The sequence below is a fragment of the Fructilactobacillus sp. X2R5C3 genome, from assembly GCF_059901325.1.
Genome location: NZ_JBWXUY010000059.1, coordinates 1 through 241 on the forward strand (window position 1 = coordinate 1; position 241 = coordinate 241).

Consider the following 241-nt stretch of genomic DNA (forward strand, 5'->3'; position numbering starts at 1 on the left):
GTCCTATTCCATGAAACGATTATTCGGTCCATCAACCATTCCTACATCCTGATGATCTGGGATAATCTAAAACCTGTGATGGAAAGTTTGATTCTTCTATCCATGCGGAGTCGTTTTAAAGAAAAGTATGAAGACTTTACACGAATCATAAATAATCATCAACTTTATATAGATGCGATCAAAACAAAAGATCGAGACCTCATGATTAAGTCGTTACATGAAAACTTTGATGATGTTCAAG

General features: G+C 34.9%; 1 protein-coding gene. It reads left to right on the forward strand.

The features are described from left to right. Nucleotides 1-241: FCD domain-containing protein (locus AC6UDE_RS07155; RefSeq protein ID WP_500697057.1), on the forward strand; the 241-nt coding region annotated here is incomplete at both ends.